General features: G+C 61.5%; 19 protein-coding genes and 1 pseudogene. 4 read left to right on the top strand and 16 right to left on the bottom strand.

Annotated elements, in window-relative coordinates; translation table 11 throughout:
* Nucleotides 1-63: 63 nt before the first annotated feature.
* The 5 genes and pseudogenes from tnpC to AC0L17_RS12960 form a co-directional block, all read right to left on the bottom strand.
* Nucleotides 64-1,120, bottom strand: a pseudogene (tnpC, locus tag AC0L17_RS12940) (IS66 family transposase); the annotation flags it as partial.
* Nucleotides 1,011-1,376 (bottom strand): transposase domain-containing protein, encoded by a 366-nt coding sequence (locus AC0L17_RS12945; RefSeq protein WP_473516215.1) that lies wholly within the window; start codon nucleotides 1,374-1,376, stop codon nucleotides 1,011-1,013. The pseudogene tnpC and the gene AC0L17_RS12945, both read right to left, overlap by 110 nt.
* Before the next feature lie 69 nt (nucleotides 1,377-1,445).
* Nucleotides 1,446-1,802: an IS66 family insertion sequence element accessory protein TnpB gene (gene tnpB, locus AC0L17_RS12950; protein ID WP_473516106.1), complete on the bottom strand. Its 357-nt coding sequence runs from the start codon at nucleotides 1,800-1,802 to the stop codon at nucleotides 1,446-1,448.
* Nucleotides 1,799-2,176: an IS66-like element accessory protein TnpA gene (gene tnpA / locus AC0L17_RS12955; RefSeq protein ID WP_473516107.1), complete on the bottom strand. Its 378-nt coding sequence runs from the start codon at nucleotides 2,174-2,176 to the stop codon at nucleotides 1,799-1,801. Before tnpA ends, tnpB begins: the two co-directional genes overlap by 4 nt.
* Before the next feature lie 294 nt (nucleotides 2,177-2,470).
* Complete coding sequence (locus AC0L17_RS12960; RefSeq protein WP_473516108.1) at nucleotides 2,471-3,463, bottom strand: glycosyltransferase family 2 protein; 993 nt, start codon at nucleotides 3,461-3,463, stop codon at nucleotides 2,471-2,473.
* Nucleotides 3,464-3,919: 456 nt separating this feature from the next.
* On the opposite strand from AC0L17_RS12960, the gene AC0L17_RS12965 reads away from it, so the two are divergent.
* A complete protein-coding gene (locus AC0L17_RS12965) occupies nucleotides 3,920-4,594 on the top strand; it encodes a protein-L-isoaspartate(D-aspartate) O-methyltransferase (RefSeq protein WP_473516109.1) in 675 nt (224 codons plus the stop codon).
* 67 nt (nucleotides 4,595-4,661) lie between these two features.
* Here AC0L17_RS12965 and AC0L17_RS12970 read toward each other — a convergent pair whose 3' ends face one another.
* Nucleotides 4,662-5,288, bottom strand: a complete 627-nt coding sequence (locus tag AC0L17_RS12970; RefSeq protein ID WP_473516110.1) for a CDP-alcohol phosphatidyltransferase family protein — start codon at nucleotides 5,286-5,288, stop codon at nucleotides 4,662-4,664.
* A 260-nt stretch (nucleotides 5,289-5,548) separates the two neighbouring features.
* Here AC0L17_RS12970 and AC0L17_RS12975 point away from each other — a divergent pair, with 260 nt between their 5' ends.
* The gene (locus tag AC0L17_RS12975; RefSeq protein WP_473516111.1) at nucleotides 5,549-6,022 is read left to right on the top strand and encodes a phosphatidylglycerophosphatase A family protein; all 474 of its coding nucleotides are present in this window, start codon (nucleotides 5,549-5,551) and stop codon (nucleotides 6,020-6,022) included.
* A 77-nt stretch (nucleotides 6,023-6,099) separates the two neighbouring features.
* Here the strand turns inward: AC0L17_RS12975 and AC0L17_RS12980 are convergent, their stop codons facing one another.
* From AC0L17_RS12980 to AC0L17_RS13010, 7 genes are all read right to left on the bottom strand, one after another.
* Complete coding sequence (locus AC0L17_RS12980) at nucleotides 6,100-6,792, bottom strand: class II aldolase/adducin family protein (protein ID WP_473516112.1); 693 nt, start codon at nucleotides 6,790-6,792, stop codon at nucleotides 6,100-6,102.
* Nucleotides 6,789-8,249: an FGGY family carbohydrate kinase gene (locus AC0L17_RS12985; protein WP_473516113.1), complete on the bottom strand. Its 1,461-nt coding sequence runs from the start codon at nucleotides 8,247-8,249 to the stop codon at nucleotides 6,789-6,791. The genes AC0L17_RS12980 and AC0L17_RS12985 overlap by 4 nt, the downstream gene beginning before the upstream one ends.
* A gap of 4 nt (nucleotides 8,250-8,253) precedes the next feature.
* Nucleotides 8,254-9,102: a sugar phosphate isomerase/epimerase family protein gene (locus AC0L17_RS12990; RefSeq protein ID WP_473516114.1), complete on the bottom strand. Its 849-nt coding sequence runs from the start codon at nucleotides 9,100-9,102 to the stop codon at nucleotides 8,254-8,256.
* Between the two features lie 5 nt (nucleotides 9,103-9,107).
* Nucleotides 9,108-10,103: an ABC transporter permease gene (locus AC0L17_RS12995; RefSeq protein ID WP_473516115.1), complete on the bottom strand. Its 996-nt coding sequence runs from the start codon at nucleotides 10,101-10,103 to the stop codon at nucleotides 9,108-9,110.
* Nucleotides 10,100-11,101, bottom strand: a complete 1,002-nt coding sequence (locus AC0L17_RS13000; RefSeq protein WP_473516116.1) for an ABC transporter permease — start codon at nucleotides 11,099-11,101, stop codon at nucleotides 10,100-10,102. The genes AC0L17_RS12995 and AC0L17_RS13000 overlap by 4 nt, the downstream gene beginning before the upstream one ends.
* Nucleotides 11,094-12,608: a sugar ABC transporter ATP-binding protein gene (locus AC0L17_RS13005; protein WP_473516117.1), complete on the bottom strand. Its 1,515-nt coding sequence runs from the start codon at nucleotides 12,606-12,608 to the stop codon at nucleotides 11,094-11,096. The genes AC0L17_RS13000 and AC0L17_RS13005 overlap by 8 nt, the downstream gene beginning before the upstream one ends.
* Nucleotides 12,609-12,697: 89 nt before the next feature.
* On the bottom strand, nucleotides 12,698-13,687 hold the full coding sequence (locus tag AC0L17_RS13010; protein WP_473516118.1) for a substrate-binding domain-containing protein: 990 nt from the start codon (nucleotides 13,685-13,687) through the stop codon (nucleotides 12,698-12,700).
* 211 nt (nucleotides 13,688-13,898) lie between these two features.
* On the opposite strand from AC0L17_RS13010, the gene AC0L17_RS13015 reads away from it, so the two are divergent.
* Nucleotides 13,899-14,957, top strand: coding sequence for a LacI family DNA-binding transcriptional regulator (locus AC0L17_RS13015; protein WP_473516119.1), 1,059 nt, complete (start codon nucleotides 13,899-13,901; stop codon nucleotides 14,955-14,957).
* 144 nt (nucleotides 14,958-15,101) lie between these two features.
* Here the strand turns inward: AC0L17_RS13015 and AC0L17_RS13020 are convergent, their stop codons facing one another.
* Complete coding sequence (locus tag AC0L17_RS13020; protein ID WP_473516120.1) at nucleotides 15,102-15,854, bottom strand: hypothetical protein; 753 nt, start codon at nucleotides 15,852-15,854, stop codon at nucleotides 15,102-15,104.
* A 270-nt stretch (nucleotides 15,855-16,124) separates the two neighbouring features.
* On the opposite strand from AC0L17_RS13020, the gene AC0L17_RS13025 reads away from it, so the two are divergent.
* The gene (locus tag AC0L17_RS13025; protein WP_473516121.1) at nucleotides 16,125-17,600 is read left to right on the top strand and encodes an FAD-dependent oxidoreductase; all 1,476 of its coding nucleotides are present in this window, start codon (nucleotides 16,125-16,127) and stop codon (nucleotides 17,598-17,600) included.
* A 24-nt stretch (nucleotides 17,601-17,624) separates the two neighbouring features.
* On the opposite strand, the gene AC0L17_RS13030 is transcribed toward AC0L17_RS13025, so the two are convergent.
* Both AC0L17_RS13030 and AC0L17_RS13035 read right to left on the bottom strand, forming a co-directional pair.
* A complete protein-coding gene (locus AC0L17_RS13030) occupies nucleotides 17,625-18,089 on the bottom strand; it encodes a YbhB/YbcL family Raf kinase inhibitor-like protein (protein WP_473516122.1) in 465 nt (154 codons plus the stop codon).
* A gap of 44 nt (nucleotides 18,090-18,133) precedes the next feature.
* Nucleotides 18,134-18,571, bottom strand: a complete 438-nt coding sequence (locus AC0L17_RS13035; protein WP_091590070.1) for a DUF2267 domain-containing protein — start codon at nucleotides 18,569-18,571, stop codon at nucleotides 18,134-18,136.
* Nucleotides 18,572-18,599: the final 28 nt, after the last annotated feature.

An 18,599-nucleotide genomic window follows, 5' to 3' on the forward strand; every position in this document is an offset into this window, starting at 1 on the left:
CCGAAATACGGGTGCCAACGGTAATGGACCTCGATCTCCTGCCCAACATGGGCAGAATGACCCCGAGATGGCGATCGGACGGATGGAGCGCTCGACTGTATTGGAGTCGATCTCGATGCGGCCGTCGTCGAGGAAGCGGGTGAGGCCTTCCCAGCGCGAGAGGGTGTAGCGGATCGCCTCGGCGAGCTTGGTCTTCTGGCTGATCAGACCGAGCTTCTCGCGCAGCCAGGGTTCGAGATCGGCGACGGTAGCGCGGCTATATTCCTGAAATTGTGCGGCGCTCGTCGGCCGACCGGCCACGGATGTCATCCTCGATCCTGTAGAGCTCGGCGATGCGCCGGAGCGCCTCGCTGGCGATCGGTGCGGGACCGGCGGCTGCCAGTTCATAGAAGCGCCTGCGGACGTGTGCCCAGCAGAAGGCGAGCGTCACGCCGCTTTTCTCGGCCAGCACGCGATAGCCGCCATAGCCGTCGACCTGAAGGATTCCGGTGAAGCCTGCGAGATGAGCGATCGGACGCTCGGCCTTTCGGTCCGGCGCATAGACATAGGCGACGCCCGGCGGGTCGCTCCCCTGCCATGGTCGGTCATCGCGGGCATAGGCCCACAGCTGCCCAGTCTTCGTCTTGCCGCGGCCCGGATCGAGCACCGGCGCCGTGGTTTCGTCGGCGAACAGCCTCGGCGAAGCCTTCAGTTTGCCAAGCAGGCGTTCATGCACCGGACGCAGATGCCAGGCGGCGCGGTCGACCCAGTCGGCGAGCGTGGACCGGTCGAGATTGATGCCCTGCCGGGCATAGATCTGCGCTTGTCAGTAGAGCGGCAGGTGGTCAGCATATTTGGACACCAGCACCTGAGCGACCGTCGCCTCGGTCGGCAAACCGCCCTCGATCAGCCGGGCGGGTGCCGGAGCCTGAACGACCACGTCCTCACAGGCGCGGCAGGCATATTTGGGCCGGCGCACGACGATCACACGCAGCTGCGCCGGAACGATGTCGAGCCGCTCGCTCACGTCCTCACCGATCCGATGCAAGCCATTGCGGCAGCCCGGGCAGGCATGGTCCTCGATGTCGACGACCATCTCCACGCGAGGCAGATGCGCCGGCAGCGAGCCCCGGTTGGCCCGGCGTTTGGCAGTCTTTGCCTGTCGCTGGTCCGGAGAAGCCCTCTCGGCCGCTTCCGCCGGCCGCCTCGATCTGTTCGGCCTCTTCGAGCCCCAGCAGCAACTGATCTTCGGGAAGCTTTTCGGCGCGACGGCCGAAGCGATGACGCTGCAATTCCTTGATGATCTGGATCAGCCGGGCATTCTCGACGTCGCGCGCCAGGACCATCGCCTTCAGCGCGTCCGGATCGTCGGGAAGCTGGTCAGCCGTCATCACCATGAGCGGATCAGACCATATTCGCCGACAGCCCGCGAAAGCGGAATCCAGGCTGATTCACTTGGTCGCGGCTCAGCCCGCCTGAACCGGAACACGCGTCCGGCGGGCTTCATGGACCCGCCGCCAGTCGAGACCTTCGAGCAGCGCCGACAGCTGCGCGGCCGTCAGCCGCATCACGCCGTCCTGCACTTTCGGCCAGCGGAACTCCCCGTCCTCCAGACGCTTTGCATAGAGGCACACGCCGGTGCCATCCCAGAAGATCAGCTTGATCCGGTCCGTCCGCTTCGCCCGGAAGACGTAGACGGCCCCGCTGAACGGATCGGCGCCCATCGTCTCGTGCACCAGCGCAGCCAGCCCCTCCGCACCCTTGCGGAAGTCGACCGGCTTCGTCGCCACCATGACCTTGACCGCGCCCGTCGGCCCGATCACGACGTCGCCTTCAGCGCGCGGATCACTGCGGTCACGGTCTCCGCATCCGCACCCCGGCCAACGCGCATGGTGATGCCGTCGATCTCCAGCTCGATCACACCGGCGTCTCGGGCGGCTTTCTGCTTCCGCCGCCGCCTTGCCGCCGGTTCAGGCCTCGACGCTGCAATCACCGCCGGAACAAACAACGATTCCGGTGCCGGCGCTTCCGCCAACGGCTGACGAGCGGCCCGACGCCAGGCGAACAGCTGCTGCGGGGACAAAGCGTATCGCCGCGCCACCGCGCTCACGGTCGCGCCGGCTTCGTAGCTTCCCGTCACGATCCGCACCTTCTCCTCCGGCAGCCATTCGCGCCGCCGACCGGAGCCCGTGAACACCTCGAACCGGCGCGCGGGCGCGCGATCGCTGGATTTAAGCGTAAGCTCTGAAATCGTCTTGTGTCGAAGCCCTCAAAGGCTCCGAACATCGTCCCTCACGTCAACGCGCGAAAGATGCCACCGGAACAGCGCTTACGTTGCACGTGTCCTATGGAGATGTGGGTCCGGCCAAGATCGTTCTGGTGGCCGCTCAGGGTCCGGGCAGTGACGTGATTGCCGCGTGCGCCGCCAAAGCCCGGCATCAAGCATCTAGCTTCAACAGCTCCGGCTCGGCACGCCCGAACAGGGACGCGCTCACCTCTCCAGATAAATCTTTTCATAAAGAGGCCGAGGCTGGGCGTTTCGCATCCGTTTCACTCGAACCTTGATCCAGCGAGGAACCAGCCCCCGGCAGAAGACGTCGACCGTGTGAGGCAGACGTGAAATGGCCGTGCGCGGCTCCAGGACAAAGAGCTTCTTCGACAGGTACCAGGCTGCGGAAAGCCGCCCTTGAACCAAAGCTCTCACGGCAAGCCCATTGATCGTGTCAAGCAGATGGGCATTGAGATCGCTCCCAAATTGCGGATATTTCTCGCGAAACTCGGCTATGACAATTTCATACGAACGAAACATCTGCATGACATCGCTCGACATGTTGCCGATCGTCCTCCGGTAACCCACTAGATGTTGTGGCACGACACGAAACTCGTAATTCTCCGCTATTCTGAGGCACATTAGAAAATCTTCGCAGCCTTGTGCGTTCCTCGCCCTCAGGGAAGGATCAAACTGTCCTGCCCGCTCGAATGCGGAGCGACGTACAAGCATCGAACTTCCGTTACCGACAAAGTTGTTTCTGCACATGCGTTGCAGCACGCGACCCTCAGCATCGGGCTGTTTGAAGGAAAATATCCGACCGTGCTCGTCGATCTCCGCAAACCAGCAATATGCCAGGCCAGCTGACGAGCCTCCTTCCTGCAGAACGCGCAGTTGCAGAGCGATTTTGGATGGAGCCCAAAGATCATCCGCGTCCACGAACGCTAGAAACTCCGCATCGGTGGCAGCGGCGCCGCTGTTGCGTGCGTGCGCAACACCTGCGTTCGGCTGCCTGAAAAGGCTTATACGCCGATCTTGCTCGGCATAGGCGGCCACGATTGACGCGGACCGGTCCGTCGACCCATCATCCACTACGATAATGTCCAGCGCCTGGTGGCTCTGCTGGCAGATGCTGGTCAGCGTCGGGAGAATGGTTCTCTCGGCATTGAACATGGGCACCACGACGCCTATCATAGTGGCATTGTGCTGGCTCATTTGCCTTCGTCTTCTCTCACGACGTGGTAAAATGGCACATCAGGGCCGGTAGTTCCATCAGATTTCACTACTTTAGCTGATGAGGATTCAACCGCGGCGGCCCAGCGGCAAGGCAGAGGCCCCGGCGAGTTCCACTCAGCACTCCCGGAAGCGATAAAGTAGCGGCTTCCGGACTTTAGCTGGATATTTAGGAACCGCCCCAGTCGAGATCGCCGGCTGCCCACGCAGCACGCGATTCAGCCGTTCATCCTTCAATCACCGCGATCCAGGACATACCGTTATGGCGGCATGTCATCGGATCTCCAGGGCCGCCGCCGATATCGACCAGGCGCAAGGCCAAAATTGCCTCCGGTCGCCGTGTGCCACCCGCAACTGGAAACGATGACGGGCGTTGCTGTGACGAACAGGATATAAGCGTATCTGGCAGCAAGCCTGGTTGAAGAAAGCCCGACGGTCATGAAGCCAATGAACGAAGAGCACCTCGCAGTGCTGCGCAGGCACATGGTCGAGATGATTGCAATCCATACCGACCTTGCAAGCGAGGAGCTCGGCAAGACGGCGCTCGATGAACGGGTGATGGCAGCGATGCAGCAGGTGCCGCGCCATCTGTTCGTGCCAAGCTCGGTCGCGCCTTATGCCTACCAGGACATGCCACTGCCGATCGGCTTCGACAAAACCGTCTCGCAGCCGTTCATCGTCGCGCTCATGACCGATCTCCTTGCTCTCCAACCGCACGAGGCGGTGCTCGAGATCGGCACCGGCCTGGGTTACCAAACCGCAATCCTCGCGGAACTCGCCGGGCACGTTTGGAGCGTCGAAATCATCGAGGAATTCGCAAGCCATGCCGAGGCTCTGCTGCAGGACCTCGGTCTATCCAATGTCAGCATTCGTGTCGGGGACGGCTCTCGCGGCTGGCCCGAGCACGCTCCATTCGACAAGATCCTGGTCAGCGTCGCGGCGGGGCGGGCGCCGCCGGCTTTGCTTGAACAGCTCAAGCCGGGGGGCCGCCTGGTTATGCCTGTAGGCCCTGAACAAGGGCAGTTGCTGACGGTCATCGACAAGGATTCGGCAGGACAACTGAAGACCCGCAAAATCATCCCGGTTCGGTTCAGCCGGCTCGAAACGGTCTAACGAAGGGTGCTGACATCCGGCACGCAGGGAGCGCCGGGCCGCCTCATCCTTATGGGATTTCGCCGTCTCACGGCTGCTTCGCGTCGGCTCGTTTGAGCATCGCAAATGCGCGATTGATCCGTTGCAGCGCTGTCGCGTTGGCCACGAGTGCGTACAGCGCGAACCCGCCCGTCAGAATCCAGGGCGAAGCGGCGCCCATGGCGGTCGCCAAGCCGTCGGCGACCAACAGCACGCAAATGAACACCAGGCGTTCCATCCGTTCGAAGAAATCCGGCCACGCGTGGTTTTCTATGGGGATTTCGATCGCCGTCCGCGCCTTGGCGTAGCTGGTGAGGAGTCCGCCGGCGAACGCGATCATGGCGATCGCCCACAGGTCGGCGACCCAGCCTATTGCCGCAAACACGGCAAGTTCCTGATAACGGTCGGCCATGGCGTCGAAATAGCCACCCGCCTTGGTGCTCATATGTCTGCGACGGGCAACCGCCCCATCGAGCGCGTCGAAGGTGAAGGCAAATGCCAGGCAAAGGCCAAAGGCGAGGCTCGACTGGTGGTACAGATAGGCGGCGCACGACAGGGCGACGAGCACCAGCCCGCCTGACGTAACCTGGTTCGGGGTCATGCCGATCCCGATCAGCGGAGAGGCGGCGTGCTCCCATAGCGGGTCGATACGGCGTTTCATGAGACCGGCGATCATGATGACTTGGCTCCTCCGATGATGTCGACGTTTAACCGGCAAATTGAGGGTTCGTTCCAGCCCGTCGGCGCCGATCGAGGTGGTCAGCGCAACGCCCGTTGTGTCCGCTGTCGCAAAAATCGACTGGCGGTCTATAGCGCGTCGCGGCCTGACCGGCTCACGCCCGAGGGCATGCTTTTGCGCGACCGCATTAGCGGAAGTAACCGGAAAGACTGATACAACGCATATCCGCAATTCACCGGGAAGCCGTTCGAAACGCCATGCGTAAATTACTGCCCAGGCTTGCTTACCTGCTCGCGACCTCTGCCGGCGCGGGATTATCTCCGGTATGGCCGGGCACCGCCGGCGCGGGCGTAGGAGTGGCCGTTGCCGCGGTCCTGATACCTGCATCGCCTTGGCTGATCGTGCTCGCCTATTTCGCCTTTTTCGCCGTGGGAGTATGGGCGTCGTCGCGTGTCGTCGCCCATACCAGGACGGAGGATCCGCAGATCGTCGTCATTGACGAGACCTTCGGCACCGCCGCAACGCTTTCCATGCTGCCGCTCGACCCGGTCTGGTGGGCAGCAGGTTTCCTTGCTTTCCGGTTCTTCGACGTCGCCAAGCCTTGGCCCATCGGCGTCGTGCATGAAAAGGTAAGGGGTGGACTCGGCATCATGCTGGACGACGCGGCTGCGGCTGTCTTCGCCGGCGCGACGCTGCTTTTGCTGAACGATTTGATTCACCGTTTGCCGTGAAGGAGGACATCTCAGTCTTCACCTTCCACCCAGCGCGAAAAAAAGACCTGTTTCCACTAAAATCTGCCGAAGCTGCGCTAGACCGCAGCGTCGCGCGGCCGCGCCAGATCGTTCGTTCCCTCCGGATCCGGCGCTTGGCCATAGCTCATCTTCCTCATCTGCTCGATCACCCGCGCCATCTCCTCGTCGGAAAGGACCGGCGGCTCGCCAAGGCTGAGCGCCTGGACATACATGCGCGACAGGGTTTCGACCTCGTTCGCCAGCCACAACGCCGCTTCCATGGTCTTGCCAAGCGAAATCTGGCCGTGCTGACCGAGCAGGCAGGCTAGGCGATCCTTGAGTGCAACCAAGGCATTGTCGGACAAAGCCTGCGTGCCAAAGGTTGCGTACTCCGCGCAGCGGATGGTCGTACCGCCCGCCACCCCTGTCATATAATGGAAGCTCGGGATCGTCTTGTGATGGCAGGCCAGCGTCGTGGCGTAGAGCGAGTGGCAATGCAGCACGACGTCGATCTCCTGCCGCTCTTTCAAAATGTCACGGTGGAAGCGCCACTCCGAGGAGGGCCGTCGGCCGACATAGGTGCCGTCAAAGCCCATCTCGACGATGTCTTCGGGCGTCATCGTTTCGTAGGGCAGCGACGAGGGCGTGATCAGGAAACCGTCGCGAGAGCGCACCGACAAATTGCCGGCATTGCCCTGGTTGATACCGCTGGAGTTCATCCGGCGGCAAACATCCACCATTTCGCGGCGCAAAGCGCTGTCATCAGTCATCGATCGTTCCTTTTGCTGGTCTTGCGCTGTTGCAAGTTGTTTCGCTTCGCCAGTTCGCGCCACCGCTGTGCATAGGCTGCGAGCGCCTCACGATCACCGGCAAAGGTGGTCGGCAGGCTGAGCGCGATCGGAGCCGGCGTGTCACGCGTTTCGTGTTCGCCAAGCAGCGCCGCACCCGAGGCGGTGCCACAGGAGTCGAGGTTGTAGACCGTTTCGGCGTTTGGCCGTAGTGCGGCAACCAGTGTGGCGTAGAGCGGGTCTCGCAGGAAGGTGCCATCCAATGCAACCAGCCCGTTTTCGTTCAGCGCATCGATACATTCTACCGTCAGCAGCGCGGCGTAGAGCACCGCGAGCGCCTTGCGCTCTGCAGGGGGTTCTGCAGGCGGCCCTTCAAACCGGCCGCGCCCGGCACTGCCTGGAAACAGGCCGTCATCGTCGCCGAACGACGGCAATGCGAAGGTGCCGCGCTCAATCAGCAAACTGACCAGCGCAGCGTCGGCTGCATTTCCTTCTTGCCCCTGCCCTGCCACATGACTGAACTCTCGTCCGCCCATGGTCAAAACGCCGCCGACCGGGCGTCCTGTCACGTCGCTGTTCAGCACCATTCCGCGATTTTCATCGAGTTGATCGAGAGGTGTCGCCGCGCACATTCCGACGATCCAGGTTCCGGTAGAGATCACGCAGGCGTCGCGCATGCCTGCCGCCTGGTAGCGGTAGAGGTTCAGGCTGCTGTCGTGGCCGCCTGTCAGGACAGAGAGCTCTTCCGGTATGCCGTGCCGGCGCGCCAGATCCTGCCGGATTGGCCCCAACCTCTCCCAGGCCGGATGGAATGGTGGCATGAGGCGCTGCCATCCCTGCCCCGCCACAATGGGCGACCACTGCTTGCGCACATTGTTCCACAGATGGGATTGCGCCGAGAGGATCGTCGTTTCGGCCGATGGCACGCCTGACAGCCGCCAGGCCCAATATTGAGGCAAGCCCAGATACCAACGAGCCTGAGCGACGCGCTCCGGATCAACCTGCTGCATCCAGTACAGCTGGCGCGCCTGGTGGGCAGCCTTCAGCATGATCGCGCTGCCGCGATCGAAGAAATCGCCCGAAAGCGGCGCGTAGCCTTCGCGAATTGCAGGCGGCAGATCCTGCTCGTAGTCAATCATCGGCAGGGCACAAGTCTCGTCGGGATCTGCGTTCACCAAGACCCCTGCGGAGCCATGTCCGGTGCCGACCACCTTTTCCAGCGGATGATGACGGGACAAACTGGCGAGCGAGCCGAACAGCCAGTCGCTAATGCCGTTGAGATCGTGCTGCCGCCAAGGTGGACCAGGCCGCACTTCGTTGTGGACAGAGAGGCTCTCCACGAGCACGCCGTCGAGCGTCATTGCGGAGAGCTTTATGTTGGTCTTGCCGACATCGAATACGGCGATCCTTGCGCCGTCCGCCTTCTGCCCGTCACCCATCGTCTCAGATCAGACCGTATTGGCGAGCCTTGTTGCGCAGGAACGGCAAGCCATTGCCCATCACTTCTGCCTCGTCCTTCGCAACCGGCCGCCAGACCGAGAGACCGTAGGAGACTTCCGGCGGCATGTTGATGAAGCTTTCCATGGCCAGTCCGCCCTTGAAGCCGATCGCCGCCAGCGTCGCGTAGATCTCGTCCCAGGGGCAGTTGCCGGTGCCTGGTGTGCCGCGATCACTCTCAGACAAGTGGATGTACTTCAGGTGGTCCCGGGCAGCCAGAATGCCGTTGGCGGCCCCCTTCTCCTCGATGTTCATGTGGTAGGTGTCGAGATGAACAAAGATGTTGTCGGCCCCGACTTTCTCGACCATCCAGACGGCCTGCGCGCCGGTGTTGATCAAATGGTTCTCGTAGCGGTTCACCGCCTCGATTCCGAGCTCGATGCCGCGCTTCTTGGCGTGCTTGGCGGCGACGGTCAGCACGTGGGCGATATTGTCGTATTCCTTTTCGGTCGGTGGCAGGCCGGTGCGTTCGCCGATACCGCCAAAAATCACGCCGGAAAGCGCCAGCGCGCCCATTTCAGCAGTCTTGTCGATCGCCACTTCGAGATGTTCGATGGCGGCATCCGGCCGCACCGAAGCCCAGGCGCTCTCCGGCAGGCCAAGCGAGCAAACGGCAGGAAGATTGTGCTTTTCGAGCAGGGCGCGTGTGTGCGCGGCATCGACCGCCGGCGCGTTCAGAAGCGCGATCTCGATAAAGTCCATCCCGTATTTGACGGAAGCCGCGATCGCCTTCTCTGCGCCGGCCCGGTCCCAGTTCATCGTCCACATCGAGGTGTGGACCCCAAAACCATGCATCTAACTCACCCTCTGTTTGTGTTCAGGAATTTGAGGCGCCCGGCAAGCCAGCGCAGGATCATCACCGTGATCATCAGGATGCCCCAGACTGCCGTCGCAAGGTGCTGGCTTGCGCCCATCAGATTGAGTCCCGAGGACAGAAGCTGGAGCACGACGAGCGCAACGAAGACCGGGATCACCCGACCGAAGCCGCCGAACGGATTGACCCCGCCAAGGAAGCAGGCAAGCACGGTGATCAGCAGGTAAGACTCGCCGTGGCCGACACGCACCGAATTGAAGCGCGCCAGCATGATGATGCCGGCGACCGCGCACATCGCGCCGGACAATGTGTAGACGAGAATCTGCACTTTGCGCGTATTGATACCGGAATAGCGCGTGGCCTCGATATTGGAGCCGATCATGTAGGTGTTGAAGCCTAGCTTCATGCGCGTCAGCAAGACGTGCCAGATCAGCACGCAAGCGATGAAGATGAGCAACGGCACCGGGATGCCAATGATCGAACCGTAGCCGATCGGCGCCAGGAAGCCAGGAATGCCGGACACGTCGCCGCCGCGCGTCAGGAATTCGCCGAGACCGCGCAGGAAGATCATCATCGACAGCGAGACCAGGATCGGGTGAGCCTTGGTGTAGGCGATGACGAGCCCCATGATCAGCCCGCTCAGTGCGCCGACCGCGATGGCAAGGACCGAGCCAAGCACAAAGGCGCCGACGCCCGCTTCGACGCCTCCCTGGCTTTGCAGTACCCAAGCCAGCGTCAGGCCGGCCATGTTGGCCGTGAAGGTGATGGCCAGGTTCAGGCCGCCGGTCAGGATCGGCAGCAGCATGGCGAGTGTGAGGAGGCCGAGTTCCGGCAGTTGGAAGGCGACGGATCCAAAGGTAGCGCGGGAAAGAAAGTTCGGCGCGGCAAAACCGAACACGATCATGACAGCTACGAACGCGGCAAACGGACCTGCAAGTTCGGGGCCGAGCGCATTGCGGACGCGTTCAATCAAAACCGTCATGAAGGCATCCGTCGGCTTTTCAGGAACGGCAGCAGGCGTTCGATGCTGGTATTCGAAAGCGTGATTGCGGCAAGAATGATGGCGCCGACGATCATCTTGAACGCGAAAGGCGACACGCCCATCAAATTGAGTCCGTTCTGGGTAATCGAGACCAACAGAACGCCCAGAATGCAGCCGAGCACGCTGCCCTTGCCGCCGCCAAGCCGCGCACCGCCAAGGACCACCGCTGCCAGGACGTCGAGTTCGCGCCCATAAAGGGCATTCGGCACAACCTCCTGCGCGTAATGCGCCTGGACGAGACCGGCGATACCCGCCATCAGGCCAAGCCAGCCGAAGGCGATAAATTGCATGGCACCGATATTGATGCCGAAGCGGCGCGCGCCCTCCGGGTTGTCGCCAAATGCGTAGAGTTGGCGGCCAGTGGTGGTGCGCGTGATCAACGCCCAGGTAGCGAACACGCATATGGCCATAATGATCACAGGCAGGGTGATCTCCGCCCAGGTCCCGTCAGCCATCTCTCGCTCGAACAGCACGACGCGGGTGGTGAGCCAGTCCGGCAGGTTGTAGATCGACACGCCGCCTGTGAAAAACATCAGCAAGCCGAAGAAAATGTTGAAAGTCGAAATCGTGGCGACGATCGAGATGATCCTGAACCCGTGGATCAGGAAGGCGTTGATGCAGCCCAACGCGACGCCCAATGCGCCAGCGATGATGAAGCCGACAATCCAATTCCCGCCGCCGATCCAGCCGAGGACGGTCGCGGTCAGATATTGCACAACGGAGGCAGCAACCGCGAAGGAAATGTCAATGCCGCCGGCGATCAGCACGACCAGCAGGCCAACGGCGAAGAGGATGTTGACCGAGCTGGTGTTCAGAAGGTCAAACGCGTTGCCGAGGGTGAAGAACCGGTCTGTCGCGACCGAAAGGAAGACGCAGATGACTGCGATAACGGCGAGCAAAGCCAGTTCCGTTGCGTGGGAGCGGACAAACCTACGCATAGACCGCCTCCTCCATCGCCTGGAGGGTCGTAGCGCCCGGCGTAAATTCGCCGACAATGCGCCCCTGAGCCATGTGCAGCACGCGGTCCGCGTTGAAATAGACTTCAGGCACCTCGTCCGAGATCAGGATAATGGCCAGGCCGCTGTCCGCCAGCTTGGAAACGATGTCGAAAATGCCGGCGCGCGCGCCGACATCGACGCCGACCGTCGGTGCGTCGAGGATAAGCAGCTTCGGGTCGGTCGCCAGCCATTTTGCAATGGCGACACGTTGCTGATTTCCCCCTGACAGGGTCGAGATCGCGTCGTCCTGCTTTCCGATCCTGACGCCGAGGTCCCTTATCCAGCGATTGACCAGAGATCGCTTGCGATCGCTCGAAATGAAACCGCCTGAAAGGATCTTGTCCAGCGAGGCAATGACCATGTTGTCGGCGATTGCCTGGGGCTGAATGAGACCGAGCGACAGCCGGTCTTCCGAAAGATAGGCGACGCCGGCGGCGATCGCGTCACGGTTGGAACCGAAGCGAATGGGTTTGCCATCCAGGGCGACAGAGCCCGATTTCGGCTTGCGCATGCCAAACAATGTCAGCGCCAATTCGGTGCGCCCTGCCCCGAGCAACCCGGTGATGCCGAGCGTCTCGCCGCGCCGGACTGTCAAGGACACGTCGTCGAATTCGCCGGGCCGCGACAGTCCCTTGACCTCAAGCATGACCGGGCTCCTGCTCAAATCCCGATGCAGGACGGAATAGTCGAAGGTCTTGCCCGTCATCAACTCGGTGATGCGCGACTGGGTCAGGCCTTTGGTTGGATAGACGCCAACCAGGGCGCCGTCGCGCAGCACGGTGACGCGGCTGGAGATTTCAACAACCTCCGCCAGGCGATGACTGACGAACACAACGGCGACACCCGACGCCGACAGATTGCGCACAACGTCCAGCAGATAGTCGGTTTCGGATTGGGTGAGCGACGCCGTCGGCTCGTCCATGAAGACGAGCTTTGCCTCACCGACGAGGGCGCGGGCGATTGCTACGATCTGCCGCTGTGCGATGGGAAAGTGGTGGAGTGCCAGATCGACATCGAAGGTAACACCAAGACGTTGCAAGGCGTTGATCGCGACCCGACGCATCTCGGCATAGTTCACCAGCCGCGGCCAGCGGCCGATGACGGTCTGGAACGCGATATTCTCGGCGACAGTCATCTCGGGAAACAGGGCGAGATCCTGCCAGATGACCTGAATTCCGCTGGCCTGCGCCGTAACCGGCGACATATGGGAGTAGCTCTGGCCATCATAATCGATTTCGGCGCCCGCCTCGGGCTTGTACACGCCTGTAATGACCTTGATCAGCGTGCTCTTGCCGGAGCCGTTCTCGCCGGCAAGACAATGCACCTCGCCCGGCAACACCTCAAAGCTGACATTCTTCAGCGCCTTCACGCCGCCGAACGTCATGTTGACGTTGCGGAGCGACAGCAGCGGCCGTGGTGCGGCGCCATCGAGTGCCTGATCAGCCATCGAGTCGAAACCTGGATCCAATCGCGTTTGCAATCCTGCAGCCGGGCCGGTTCGAGGCCGGGCCCGACTGCCATTAGCCCTGGGAGGCTTTACAGGCCCATCGCCGCGAGATCGTCGACAGTATCCTTGTCGATGGGGACGAGTTGATCGACGATGATGTTACGGTTTTCGAAGTCCGGCTTGACTGTCCCAAGCCCTTCGATCGTATCGCCATCCTTGATCTCTTTGCCCTTCATGAGATGGTCGGCCAGCGTGACGAAAACCTCGCCCGCCTGCTTCGGATTCCACATGAAGCCGCCGGAGATCGCGTCGCTTTTGATGAGCTTCCGGCCCTGGCCTGGCGAGAATGGTCCGAGCACGAAAATTTCGCCCACCTTCCGGCGCTCTTCGATTGCGCGGCCAGCGCCGATCGGGCCTTGGCTGCCGAAGGCGAGGAAGCCCTTCAGGCCGGGATTTGCGGAAATCAGGTCAAGCGCAGTGCTGCGGCTCTTGTCTACATCCTCGGCGACGCCATAACGTTCGCCGACGAGTTTCATGTCGGGATTATTCTTCTTCAGATACTCGATTGCCGCATCGGCCCAGGCATTGTGCAGCGGCACCGTCAACGAGCCGACGAACACTGCATACTCACCCTTGCCGCCCATCTTCTCCGCCAGGAGCTTGGCGTGAGCCTCGCCGAAGCCGGTGGCGGACGCGAGTTCGAAATCCCAGTCGGCGCCCTTCTGGCCAGGCGATTCATGTGTGATGACGATGATGCCGGCGTCCTTGGCCTTCTGCAGGACCGGTTCAAGCACTTTCGCATCATTCGGCACGACGCCGATGACCTTGACGCCCTGCGCGATCAGATCCTCGATGGCGCGAACCTGCAGTGCTGGATCAGCGCTGGTCGGGCCGACCATGAATGCGTCGATCCCGAGCTTCTCGCCGCGCTCCTTGATACCCGCCTCCATTGCGTTGAACCACGGAATGCCGCCGATCTTGACGACGACGCCGACCTTGCCGGCCTGCTGTGCCATCGCAGCGAATGATCCGCCAATCATAAGGGTCACGGCAAGCGCCGCGATCAAGAGCTTTTTCATCTGTACTCCTCCCATAACGTTCCTAGTGGGAACACACTCGAGCCGTCGAACGACGGCGGCCGTTAGAACCTCCCCCGAAAGAGACGGGGCACTTCCCCATCGATCATCCACCGGTTTTCGCTTGCACAATCGATGGTGCAGAAACTATTGTGCATCGAGAAGCTCTCGTCAAGCGGGATATTGCTCTAAATAGACGCGCCGGAGGCGCCAGATGGATCAGCGGGTCAAGAAGAAGGCGACGATCTATGACCTGTCCGTGCTGTCGGGCAGTTCGCCGTCGACCGTGAGTGCCGTCCTGAACGGCACTTGGCGCAAGCGCCGCATCAAGGAAAGTACGGCGCAAACAATTCTCGGCCTCGCCGAACTCCACCAATACACCACCAATCTGCAAGCGCGAGGCTTGCGACGCTCGCGATCGGGCCTGGTCGGCCTGATGCTGCCCGTCCACGACAATCGCTACTTCTCCTCCATGGCGCAGACGTTTGAGGGGCATGTGCGCAGCCGCGGCCAATGCCCGGTCGTGGTTAGCGCCAGCCGCGACCCCGAAGAGGAACGGCGGACCGCGGAGACGCTGATCTCCTATTCAATCGACCAGCTCTTCATCGTCGGCGCCACCGATCCCGATGGCGTGCACGAGGTCTGCGAACTGGCGGGGCTGAGGCATATCAACATCGACCTGCCGGGAGCGAAGGCGCATTCGGTGATCAGCGACAATTATCAGGGCGCGCGGATGCTGACGGAAGCAATCATCCGCCACTTCGGCAACGACGATCCTCTGCGGCCGGACGAGCTGTTTCTGTTTGGCGGCCGCAACGACCACGCCAGCCGCGAACGCATCGCCGCTTTCCATGCGACCAAGAAGGCGCTGCTGGGCGCCGACCCTGACGATGGTGTGCAGTCCTCCGGGTATTCGCCTGATATAACTTTGCGTGCCTTCGAGGCGTTTTACCAATGCCGTGGCAAGCTGCCGCGCGCGCTGTTCATCAATTCGTCGATCAATATGGAAGGTCTGCTGCGTTTCATGGCCGGCCGGCCGGCGGAAATGTTCAGTGAACTCGTCGTCGGTTGCTACGACTATGACCCCTTCGGCTCTTTCCTGCCCTTCCCCGTAATCATGGTGCGGCAGAATGTTGAGGCGATGATCACGAAGGCATTCGAGCTGATCGATGAACCGCCGACGGCACCGCAGACCTTCCTGATCGCGCCAGAGTTGATCCAGCCCAGGTCCGCATTGAAAGGGCCGTTGGATACGCTGAAGGATATAGAATGAGGGTGACCCGGCGCTATAGGGCGACACGGCCTTGAGATTTTCAGTGGTTCATCGTGCCGACCCTCACGGGAGTGTCGCCGTCCTCAGCGCGAGCCAACTGGGTGGGTGCGTAGGCGCCTGTAAGAAGGTCTACAGCAGCGAGCGTTAGAAGCGATAACGGATGCCAAGAGCGTTCGCGTTGGAACCATCTGTCATATCTCCAAACGTACCATCGGCGCCGGATCTATGGTGGAGTTGGTAGACGAGTTCGACGTTGGGAGCCTGCCTCACTCTGAACGAAAGCTCCGCACCAACGAAGCCGAGGAATGATGCATCGCCATCGTGGACGATTTCGCGTTCGCGCTCGATCTCGGTAGGGCCGGTAACGGCACTGAACCCAGCAGTCAGTGCGGGCGCAATCGCCAAATCACCAATGACCAGGCCGTGGTGGCGCAGTCGCGCTCCGGCCCAAAGTTCGCCAGTCGTATCATCGTCCTCGCCAAATCTTATGGCCGCGCCGGCGACGCCACCAAGAACGAAGCCAGCGCCGATATCGACGAAATCGCGACCGTATGCGGCCCCGATTATATAATTGTCCGTGTAGTCGGCACCCAAAACATTGATCGCGTCGCCGAAGGCCCCGTGCGCAAAGGCGCCACCAAAGACATAAATATCATTCTTGGTCGGCAAACCGTCTGCGAAAGGATCCTGGGTCGCAAAATAGATAAAGGGAGAATTGTCATCGGCGAGTCCAGAACTGACTGAAATGCCCAAGATCACCGCAGCCAGGGCCACTTGCAGTCCACGCATAGACAAGCTCCGAATCAATCCCTTTCCATGGTTGGCAATTGCAATGGGGAAAAACAAGGTACGAACTGTTTTATCGCCAAAATACTGGATGCGGGTGGCTCGAACCATTCTTCCGGCTTTGCCGGAGGCGCGCAGGTGACCTTCGCCACAGGCCGTTAACGGCGCAGTCTTCGGCCGCCGGCCTGACAGTATTGGCTTCAGCCTATACCAATTCACGTGCGTTGCAGCGTTCGACTGACGCGATCATCTGCTGGAGTTCCATCATTGATGGATAGGATTCCCTGTGGAAACCACGATTGAAGACCTTAGATCTCGGAACGTTTTCGTGCCGGCGCGGGTTGTCATGGAGATGCATCGAAAGCATGGGACGCGAGAAAAATGGCCATTCTTTCGGGAGAACCGGGAAGCTGTTGGGTGGCGGCAGCCACCGCTACGAACTTTCCTCCGCTCGAGGGCTCGATCCATGCCGATGCCGTTGTCGTGGGCGCCGGGATTGTCGGGCTCACGACGGCGCTTCGCCTTTGCGAGGCCGGTCGATCGGTGATCGTCGTCGAAGGCCTGCGGACAGGCGGCCAGGTGACCGGCCGCTCGACGGCCAAGATCACGACGCAGCACGCGCTGATCTATCGCCATCTCATCGACACCTTTGGGCCGGACCTGGCGCAGACCTATGCCGATGCGAATTCCGCCGGCGCCGTGCAGATCCGGGAATGGGTTCACGACTATGTCATCGCCTGCGATCTCGAGGCCAAGGACGCCTATACCTACAGCTGCGATGCAAACCGGCGCGCGGAGATCGTGGCCGAGGCGGAGGCCGCGCGCCAGGTTGGGCTGGACGCCGATATTCTGGAGCGCGCGCCGCTGCCTTTCGAAACGGCCGCCGCTCTGCGTTTTTCCGACCAGGCGCAGTTCAATCCGGCGATGTATCTGGTTGGCCTGGCTCAAGCGGTGACGGCCCGTGGCGGACGGATTTTCGAAAACAGCCGCGCGATCTCTATTGGCGAGGCAAGCCGCTGGCGCGTCGTTACCGACAGCGGCACCGTTCACGCCGAGCATGTGGTCGTCGCCACCAATATGACAGTGAAGAGCCCCGTCGGCATGGCGAACCGGACTCAGCCGCGCTGCCACACTGCCATGGCGTTTCGGACCGATGACCCTCTTGCTGTCGACGGCATGTTCATCGGCATCGACGATCCGACGCATTCCATCCGCACCGGCCGCGACGCCGAAGGCCCGCTGCTTGTGGCACTTGGCCCCAAGTTCGACACGGGCCAGGACGGCGATGTGGCGAAACGGTTTGTCGAGCTGGAACAATGGGCGAGAATGAGCCTTCCCGTTGGGGACGTTGCGTGGCGCTGGTGCAATGAGGACTATGATACCGCCGACAGGGTTCCGTATGCCGGCGAACCCGATCCGGACAAAGCCTCCGGTTTTCATATCGCCACGGGATTCAACGCCTGGGGCATCACCAACGGAACGGCCGCAGGCATGATGATCGCGGATCTGATCTGCGCGCGGCCGAGTCCATGGCAAAGGCTCTACGACCCGGCGCGGTCTTATCCCGAGGACTTTCACCAGAATGGCCGCAGCCAATCGATTGTCTCAAGCCTCGACGACATCGCGCCCGGCATGGGCGGTGTGATCGTCAGGGGTGACGAAAAGATCGCGGCATGGCGAGACGCTGAAGGGGTGCTCCACCCGGTTTCGGCGACATGCACCCACAAGGGCTGCATCGTGACCTGGAACAATGCGGACAACACCTGGGATTGTCCCTGCCATGGCTCGATTTTTGCGGCCGACGGTTCGGTCATCCATGGCCCGGCTCGAAAACCGCTACCCCCGGCCGCGCTGTAGAAAAGGCGGCGGCACAGCCCGGTGTTACCGTGCGTAGGTTCCGACCAACTCGGTCTGCTCCAGCGCATGCTTCTGGGCTTCCTTCCAGACGAGCTGCACGCCCGCCTGTCCCGGCACACTGAGGCTCGGCACGTCGAGCGCGGCCAGCCGGAAATGATAATGATGGACGCCATGTCCCACCGGTGGCTGCGGGCCATCGTAATAGGCATTGCCGAAATCGTTGGTGCCTTGCCTGAGTGCCGACGGGCCTGGCTTGCCGTCTTGCGCCTCGGCAAGCTCGCCGGCATCAGGCGGGATATTGAACACCGCCCAGTGCCCGAAAACCCCGCTCGGCGCGTCGGGATCCTGCACGACGAGAACAAGGCTCTTGGTACCGTGGGGAATACCGGACCATTTTAGCGGTGGTGAGACGTTCTGGCCGTCGCGGGTATGCCTTTCAGGGATTTTCCCGCCCGCCGGGAACGCAGGACTGATAAGGGTGAGTGGCATTTCCATCTCCCCAAGAAACGAGACCAACTGTATCTGGCGCTATTTCACGCCGCTTGCTGAGCTGCCGCGACGCGCCTGATTTCTGCCGGCAAGGATTCCCAAACCTTGATCATCTGCCCCTCTCCCACGTGGTGAGCGAGCACCTTGGATACGACCCTGAATGCATCCTTGGAATCGACCGGTCGGGTGAATTCCAACTCCGCCTTGATTTTGGCCAGGAACTCGTCGAGCGACCGCAACTTCTCGGGAGTCGTGGAGGGCTGATATTGGTCGTAATAGGCGCCGCGCACGAGGATCGGCAGCTGCGAGCCGAGGTGAGCGGCAAGATCCGGCTGCATGCGGTCTCGCAAGGCGTGGAGCACCGCTCCAAGCACATGCCATGCGACCTGCCGATCCGGTCCGATCTCGGTCATGATCTCGTCGAGCCAGATGTTTGTTGTCTGCAGCGTCTTGTCGAATACGTCGAGTCCGGTGGCGCTCATCGGAAGCCTCCTTTCAACAGGTTGAATG

This window comes from Mesorhizobium sp. WSM4829 (assembly GCF_055811475.1).